General features: G+C 58.7%; 4 protein-coding genes, 2 tRNA genes and 2 rRNA genes (1 of these 8 only partly in view). 2 read left to right on the top strand and 6 right to left on the bottom strand.

Translation table 11 applies throughout. From position 1 onward, the window contains the following. The 4 genes from ACS0VV_RS01750 to ACS0VV_RS01735 form a co-directional block, all read right to left on the bottom strand. Window positions 1–826, bottom strand: a 23S ribosomal RNA gene (locus ACS0VV_RS01750) (it extends 1,963 nt beyond the left edge of the window). 257 nt (window positions 827–1,083) lie between these two features. Next, window positions 1,084–1,159, bottom strand: a tRNA-Ala gene (locus ACS0VV_RS01745). 17 nt (window positions 1,160–1,176) lie between these two features. Further along, a tRNA-Ile gene (locus tag ACS0VV_RS01740) sits at window positions 1,177–1,253 on the bottom strand. A 181-nt stretch (window positions 1,254–1,434) separates the two neighbouring features. Next, a 16S ribosomal RNA gene (locus tag ACS0VV_RS01735) occupies window positions 1,435–2,919 on the bottom strand. The 16S and 23S rRNA genes sit together here with 2 tRNA genes alongside, the layout of an rRNA operon. Before the next feature lie 691 nt (window positions 2,920–3,610). On the opposite strand from ACS0VV_RS01735, the gene ACS0VV_RS01730 reads away from it, so the two are divergent. Both ACS0VV_RS01730 and ACS0VV_RS01725 read left to right on the top strand, forming a co-directional pair. Then, window positions 3,611–4,522 carry a glycosyltransferase family 2 protein gene (locus ACS0VV_RS01730; RefSeq protein ID WP_483531020.1) on the top strand — a complete coding sequence of 304 codons (912 nt, stop codon included), beginning with the start codon at window positions 3,611–3,613 and terminating at the stop codon, window positions 4,520–4,522. Between the two features lie 5 nt (window positions 4,523–4,527). Continuing rightward, a complete protein-coding gene (locus ACS0VV_RS01725; protein WP_483531019.1) occupies window positions 4,528–5,982 on the top strand; it encodes a lipopolysaccharide biosynthesis protein in 1,455 nt (484 codons plus the stop codon). A 3-nt stretch (window positions 5,983–5,985) separates the two neighbouring features. Here ACS0VV_RS01725 and ACS0VV_RS01720 read toward each other — a convergent pair whose 3' ends face one another. Then, entirely contained in the window at window positions 5,986–6,864 is an 879-nt protein-coding gene (locus tag ACS0VV_RS01720) for a glycosyltransferase family A protein (protein ID WP_483531018.1), read from the bottom strand. Further along, window positions 6,861–7,457 carry a methyltransferase gene (locus ACS0VV_RS01715; protein WP_483531017.1) on the bottom strand — a complete coding sequence of 199 codons (597 nt, stop codon included), beginning with the start codon at window positions 7,455–7,457 and terminating at the stop codon, window positions 6,861–6,863. The genes ACS0VV_RS01720 and ACS0VV_RS01715 overlap by 4 nt, the downstream gene beginning before the upstream one ends. Window positions 7,458–7,569 lie beyond the last annotated feature (112 nt).

Below are 7,569 nucleotides of genomic sequence, written 5' to 3'. Positions count from 1 at the left end.
GGCTTGATTGGCCTTTCACCCCTAAACACAAGTCATCCGATAATTTTTCAACATTAAACGGTTCGGCCCTCCAGTGCGTGTTACCGCACCTTCAGCCTGCTCATGCCTAGATCGCCGGGGTTCGGGTCTAATGCATCGTACTGTGTCGCCCTATTCAGACTCGCTTTCGCTGCGCCTACACCTAACGGCTTAAGCTTGCACGATACATTAAGTCACTGACCCATTATGCAAGAGGTACGCTGTCACCCCCTATGGGGCTCCAACTGATTGTAAGCATTCGGTTTCAGGTACTGTTTCACTCCCCTAATCGGGGTGCTTTTCACCTTTCCCTCACGGTACTGTGTTCGCTATCGGTCATGTACGAGTATTTAGGCTTGGAGGGTGGTCCCCCCATGTTCAGACAGGATTTCACGTGTCCCGCCCTACTCGAGTCCTTCATCATCACTTTCGCATACGGGGCTGTCACCCACTATGGCCAAACTTTCCAGAATGTTTTGCTAGTTGAAATGAAGGCACTGGCCTGGTCCGCGTTCGCTCGCCACTACTAACGGAATCTCGGTTGATGTCTTTTCCTCCAGGTACTGAGATGTTTCAGTTCCCCGGGTTCGCTTCACCAAGCCTATTTTATTCAGCTCGGTGATACCCTATCCACCTCTTCTGATCTTCCCGAGGGAAAAACAGAGGAAATGGTGAGGGTGGGTTTCCCCATTCGGAAATCGCCGGATCAAAGTTTGCTCACAACTCCCCGACGCTTATCGCAGCGTGCCACGTCCTTCATCGCCTGTACATGCCAAGGCATCCACCAAATGCTCTTACCTCACGCTTGAGAATCCACACCATCAACGTCAAGCCTGCATAAAGCCTGATCGTCTCGCGATAGTATGGAAGATTTATCTCAGCCAGATAATCAATTTGATTGATTTGTGATGCATTGATCGCGTGAGATGGTCGGCTAGACCACCAATACAATCCATGCGCCACGGCATCGATTTAAAAACCCATTCACAATGTCAAAGACGGCAATCCGAAGATCGCCTACCTGCCGAAGCAGGATCCGCTCTCGTTTCATTCACCGGAGTTGTCTGGTGGAGCCTATCGGGATCGAACCGATGACCCCCTGCTTGCAAAGCAGGTGCTCTCCCAGCTGAGCTAAGGCCCCATATCAGACAAGAGAAATGGTGGGCCTGAGAGGATTTGAACCTCTGACCTCACCCTTATCAGGGGTGCGCTCTAACCAACTGAGCTACAGGCCCACATAGCCACAGCTGGCCGTAAGGCCGCGGGCGGCGTGAGCCAGCTCAGGCGCAAACACGCAAGGTTCCCCTTGAGTGTTTCTCCAGTGATGAAAGGACATGAGGACGACGGCAATGTTCTTTGGAAACGGAGGAAGCACTTCCGGGGGCTAGCCCCGGCGCTTTCCGCCAATATCCTTAGAAAGGAGGTGATCCAGCCGCAGGTTCCCCTACGGCTACCTTGTTACGACTTCACCCCAGTCGCTGATCCCACCGTGGCTGGCTGCCTCCCTTGCGGGTTAGCGCACCATCTTCGGGTGAAACCAACTCCCATGGCGTGACGGGCGGTGTGTACAAGGCCTGGGAACGTATTCACCGCGGCATGCTGATCCGCGATTACTAGCGATTCCGCCTTCATGCTCTCGAGTTGCAGAGAACAATCCGAACTGAGACATCTTTTGGAGATTAGCTAACCCTCGCGGGATCGCTGCTCACTGTAGATGCCATTGTAGCACGTGTGTAGCCCAGCCTGTAAGGGCCATGAGGACTTGACGTCATCCCCACCTTCCTCCGGCTTATCACCGGCAGTTTCCTTAGAGTGCCCAACTGAATGATGGCAACTAAGGATGAGGGTTGCGCTCGTTGCGGGACTTAACCCAACATCTCACGACACGAGCTGACGACAGCCATGCAGCACCTGTCACTTCGTCCCGAAGGAAGGAAACCATCTCTGGTAACCGTCGAAGGATGTCAAAGGCTGGTAAGGTTCTGCGCGTTGCTTCGAATTAAACCACATGCTCCACCGCTTGTGCAGGCCCCCGTCAATTCCTTTGAGTTTTAATCTTGCGACCGTACTCCCCAGGCGGATAACTTAATGCGTTAGCTGCGCCACCCAAGTTCTGTGAACCCGGACAGCTAGTTATCATCGTTTACGGCGTGGACTACCAGGGTATCTAATCCTGTTTGCTCCCCACGCTTTCGCACCTCAGCGTCAATAATTGTCCAGCAAGTCGCCTTCGCCACTGGTGTTCTTCCGAATATCTACGAATTTCACCTCTACACTCGGAATTCCACTTGCCTCTCCAATATTCTAGCATTGCAGTTTCAAGGGCAGTTCCGGGGTTGAGCCCCGGGATTTCACCCCTGACTTGCGACGCCGCCTACGTGCGCTTTACGCCCAGTATTTCCGAACAACGCTAGCTCCCTCCGTATTACCGCGGCTGCTGGCACGGAGTTAGCCGGAGCTTATTCTCCAGGTACTGTCATTATCATCCCTGGTAAAAGAGCTTTACAACCCTAAGGCCTTCATCACTCACGCGGCATTGCTGGATCAGGCTTTCGCCCATTGTCCAATATTCCCCACTGCTGCCTCCCGTAGGAGTCTGGGCCGTGTCTCAGTCCCAGTGTGGCTGATCATCCTCTAAGACCAGCTAAGGATCGTCGCCTTGGTGAGCCTTTACCTCACCAACTAGCTAATCCTACGCGGGCCCATCCAAAGGCGATAAATCTTTGGTCCGAAGACATTATCCGGTATTAGCAGCGATTTCTCACTGTTATTCCGAACCTAAGGGCAGGTTCCCACGCGTTACGCACCCGTGCGCCACTCACCCCGAAGGGTTCGTTCGACTTGCATGTGTTAGGCATGCCGCCAGCGTTCGTTCTGAGCCAGGATCAAACTCTCAAGTTTGTGTCACTCACCTACCGATCACGGGCCGAAACCCGCCAGACCGACAAGCAAGAGCTTCAAGGAGCCGATACCTGCACTGTCAAACGTAATGGATACGAATGAACATGCATCATCACACGGAAAACGTGGTGCTTTCCGAGGATGTGGCGTCGGCTTAAATTAACCGGTGATCGCGACCTTGAGGTTCGCGGACCGGGCGCCGTCGCCCACATGTCCCTTCATCAAAAACTAACAATGTCAAAGAGCCACTCAACATTAAAAACCGGACAGCAAGTGTATCCCCGATTTACACCGGGGGACCGGCTATCCAGTTATGTTGGCGACCGATCGAGGCGAGAGCGGCTGAACCGTCAGCGCCGCGTCGGTGGAGCCCATCTAGGCGCGCTGTTGGATTCGGTCAACGCCTTTTTGCAATTTTATTTCGTGAGGCGTGAATTTTGGAGCCAAGGTATTGGAAAAAAGTCGCTTTATGTCGATGTTGGAGGGGATTTCGGTCCCGCCACAAGCGGCTTCCGCCCCTGCCACGGTCACGATTTGGCAAGATTCTGGGCGATTTTGCCGCTGATTCCGCCATGGCTAACGTCGCGTAAACGCCTTTGCCCTAGATCATGGCCATGATTCACCGGTCGCACGTGCCACGAATCGCATTTCACGCCGGACTTGATTCGGCCCGGAGGCAAGAAGCAGGCGCATGACAGGCGCAGTTACCGTCGATCGCGGCCATACGCCGCAGGCTGTGCCCGCAGTCTCTGTTGTGCTGCCCGTCTATAATGGCGAGACCTATCTGGCGCAGGCTCTCGATTCGATCCTCGCGCAAAGCTTCACCGGTTTCGAGCTGGTCTGCGTTGATGACTGCTCCACCGATTCTACGCCGCAAATCCTCGCCGATTATGCGCAGCGCGATTCGCGCATCCGCGTAATCCGCAATGCGACGAACAAGAAGCTGCCCGGTTCGCTGAATGTCGGCTTCGCTGCCGCCCGTGCCGATTGGCTGAGCTGGACGTCGGACGACAATATCCTGCTGCCTGAAACGCTCGCGGAACTGGTGAAGGCGCGCGATGCGCATCCCGCCGCCGATATCATCCATGCCGATTACCGCGTCATCGATCCGGCGGGCGCGCACAAGCAGCGCATCCGCACCGGCCCCGCCGACCATCTGCCGCTCGACAATACGATCGGCTGCTGCTTCCTCTATCGCCGCGAGGTCGATGCGAAGCTGGGCGGCTATGACGAGAGCCTGTTCGGGATGGAGGATTACGATTTCTGGCTTCGCGCATGGCGCGCCGGATTCGCCTTCCACCATATTGCCGAGGAGCTGTATCTCTACCGCCGCCACCCCGGCAGCCTGACCGACCAGCGCGCGCGGCATATCCAGCAATTGGTGCACGACCGGCTGGTGGGCGAAGTCGAAGCCCTGCCCGCCTCTGCTCTCCGCGCGCGCGCGCGTGCGAGGCTGGCGACGCGCGATCCCTATACCTTCCGGCCCGGGCACCTGCTGCGCGCTTTCGCCGATTCGCCGATGGTCGTGCTCGGCCAGCTGCGCCCGATTCTCACCTGGCTCCGCATGAGCCTTGCGATCCGCCTGAAAGGCAGCACACAATGACCTCTATGCGCGATAGCGTGAAGCGCGCCGTCATGTGGCGGTCGGGCAGCCAGATCCTGTCGCAGATCGTGGCGTGGAGCTCCACGCTGATCGTTATCCGCATTCTCGATCCGGCGGATTACGGCATTTTTGCCATGACGCAGGTGATCCTCACCTTCCTCGCCTTCCTTGGCGGATACGGTTTTGCCAGTTCGCTGATCCAAGACCGCGAGGTGGACGAGCGCAAGATCCGGCAGGCCTTCGGGATGTTGCTGCTGGTCAATGGCGCGATTGCGACCGTGCAGTTCCTCGGCGCGCCGCTCGCCGCCGCCTATTACCGCACCGATATGGTGGCAGAGCTGCTGCGGGTGCAGGCACTGATCTTCCTGTCCACGCCATTCATCGCGCTGCCCGAAGTGCTGCTGACGCGCGAGATGGATTTCAAACGCCCCGCGATCTGCAATCTTATTTCGACCATCGTCTCCGCCTCGGTCGCGCTTACCTGCGCGCTGAGCGATTTCGGCGTGTGGACGCTCGTCTTCGCGCCGCTGGCGGCGTTCTGGACGCGCGGCATCTGCCTGATGATCGCAGCACGCTTCACCTATTGGCCGAGCTTCGATCTGCGCGGCGCGGGGCGGATGTTCAATTTCGGCGCGGCGGTGCTGGCGGGCCACTTCTTCTGGACGCTGGTGACCCAGTCGGACATCTTCATCGCCGGACGTTTCCTGACGCCGGAGAACCTTGGCTATTATGCCGAGGGCCTGTTCCTCACCACCATCGTGGCGGTGCGTTTTGTGCCCGCGCTGAACGAGGTCGCCTTCCCTGCTTACGCGCAGTTGCAGGATGACCGCGCGGCGCTGCGCTACAGTTTCCTCAAAGCTGTGCGGCTCATCATGCTGGCGACCTGCCCGATGTTCTTCGGGATGAGCGCGGTGGCGCCCGAAATGGTCGCCGTGCTGCTGGGGAGCAAATGGTTGGCGATGATTCCCATCGTGACCGTGCTGGCCTTCGCCATGCCTGCCTTGACGCTGCACTCGCTCTTCGCCCCGGCATTGAATGCCATCGGCAAGCCGGGGATCACCATGCAGGCCTCGATCATCGGGTTCTGCATTGTGCCTGCTGCCTTCTATATCGGCGTCGGTTGGGGCGGTGTCGGCCTTGCATGGGTGTGGGTGCTGGTCTTCCCCGTACTGCCGCTTTCGGTATTCCTGCTCGCCAAGCCGCATCTGGGCATCAGCAATAGCCAGATGCTCGGCGCGCTGGCACCCGGCCTCGGCGCGAGCGCGGTGATGGCGGTGGTGGTCACGCTGGCGAGCGCGAACCTGCCGGTCGAATCGCCCTTTATCCGACTGCCGCTGCTGGCGGCGCTGGGCGCGGCGACCTATGGCGGATTGCTGCTGCTGGTGGCGCGCGAAACGCTGCATGAGCTGATCCGGCTGGTTATCAAGCGCAAGCCGCCGGTGGTCGAGCCTGCGGAGTAAGGGCTAGGCTTCTTCGCGCATCCGTTTGAGCGCCTGCCGGTCGAACCACCACCACACCGGATCGCGGCGCGGCTGCCAGCGGGAGAGCCATTCGGCATAGTGATCGCTGAGCCGCACGGGCAAGTCCTTCGCTCCGCCGCCATGCCGCATGATCTGAGTGATGATGCGGTTCTGGAAATGCCGCCGACTGTAATTGAGCATCCGGCGATACTGGTTGGCAAGGCTCGCCGAAGTCCACTGCGTCGGCTCGCACAGGAAGCCCGCATCGGGGCATGGCAGCACCCGCGCCTCGACCCAGTGGCTTTCATCGCGCGCATCGGATTTGGCGAGCGCGCAAATCAGACTGTCATCGCCGATCACGTCTTCGGGCAAGCGGATCCGCTCGCGCCGAAGCTTTTCGACGAAGCTGCCGCGCAAGGCATAAAGATCGCCGAACAGTCCGTGCTTCTGCTCCACTTCCTGCGCATAGGCGTGCGCCTGCCTGCCATTGCGGGGGAAGCCCGAAGCGGCATTGGCCGCAGGATTTAAGGCGAGCGTGCGGGCGAGCGCGGCAATCGAGCCGGGCAGCACCTCGGCATCGCCGTCGACGAAAATGAAGACATCCGCCTCCACCTGTTCGGGGCCGAACATGAAAGCGTTCCAGCTGCGCGCCTTGCCTCCTTGAGCATAATCGTGGACGCTTACTCTGGCAAAGCCGCGCGCGATGGCGGCGGTGTTGTCGGTTGAACCGTTGACCACGACGTGCGCAGTAATTCCCGGCTCGCCCAGCGGCAGACTGCCGAGACAACGCGCAATCCGCCGCTCTTCATTATGGGCGAGCACCACCAAAGCAATCTGCGCAGGCGCGGCATCGGCGAGGCTGATCTGGACCGGCGCGGTCATCGGGGTTTCTGCGCAAAGGCCCAGACGGTGACGGGAAAGTCGGGCTCGTTCCTGAGCGTCCGGTTCCAGCCCGTGCGCGCCCAGCGGTTGAAGTTCGCCTTCACCGCCGCGCGGTTGCCCCATGATCCGGTGCGGATGCTCTCCGCATCGAAGCCATTGTCCTCGAGGAAGTACCGCATTCCCTGCTCGGTCCAGCGTGTGCAATCATGCGGGATCAGATGGCGGCGGATAAGGAAAGGCGTGATGTTCACGAACCAGCCGCCGGGTTTGAGCATTTGCAGGACGTGCTGCGTCGCGCGCCAAGGATGCAGCAAATGCTCCCACACATTGTCGGCGATGATGATATCGAATTGCTGGCCCAGCACATCATTGCAGATATCGTGATCGGGCCAGTTCATCTCTGTAAAGCTGCTCCACCCTGCCTCGCGCCATTTCCAGCCCGCTGCGATTTCGAGCGCATCCATTTCGGCCACCGGCAAGTCGGCCAGAAAGGCTTCGACTTCGGCATAGGCGACGGTGCGTGTGATATGCGTCTTGTCATAGCCGACCGCTTTGGCGGCATTTTCGACAAAGGATTTGAGCGCAGGGTTCATAGCGCGGGAAGATAGCGCGCAAAGCCTAAGAATCGCTTGCCATTTGGGGCTTTGCGGCGCGCGTGGTATCCTCTGTCCATGTCCAACGCATAACGGGACGTGCGGCGGGCGG

The organism is Aurantiacibacter sp. KMU-128 (assembly GCF_056933515.1).
This window is presented reverse-complemented; position numbering and strand designations above follow the sequence as displayed.

Bases quoted from the DNA above. Each gene is read 5' to 3' on its own strand.
- ACS0VV_RS01730 (WP_483531020.1), top strand. From the start codon at position 3,611: ATGACAGGCGCAGTTACCGTCGATCGCGGCCATACGCCGCAGGCTGTG.
- ACS0VV_RS01725 (WP_483531019.1), top strand. From the start codon at position 4,528: ATGCGCGATAGCGTGAAGCGCGCCGTCATGTGGCGGTCGGGCAGCCAG.
- ACS0VV_RS01720 (WP_483531018.1), bottom strand. From the start codon at position 6,864: ATGACCGCGCCGGTCCAGATCAGCCTCGCCGATGCCGCGCCTGCGCAG.
- ACS0VV_RS01715 (WP_483531017.1), bottom strand. From the start codon at position 7,457: ATGAACCCTGCGCTCAAATCCTTTGTCGAAAATGCCGCCAAAGCGGTC.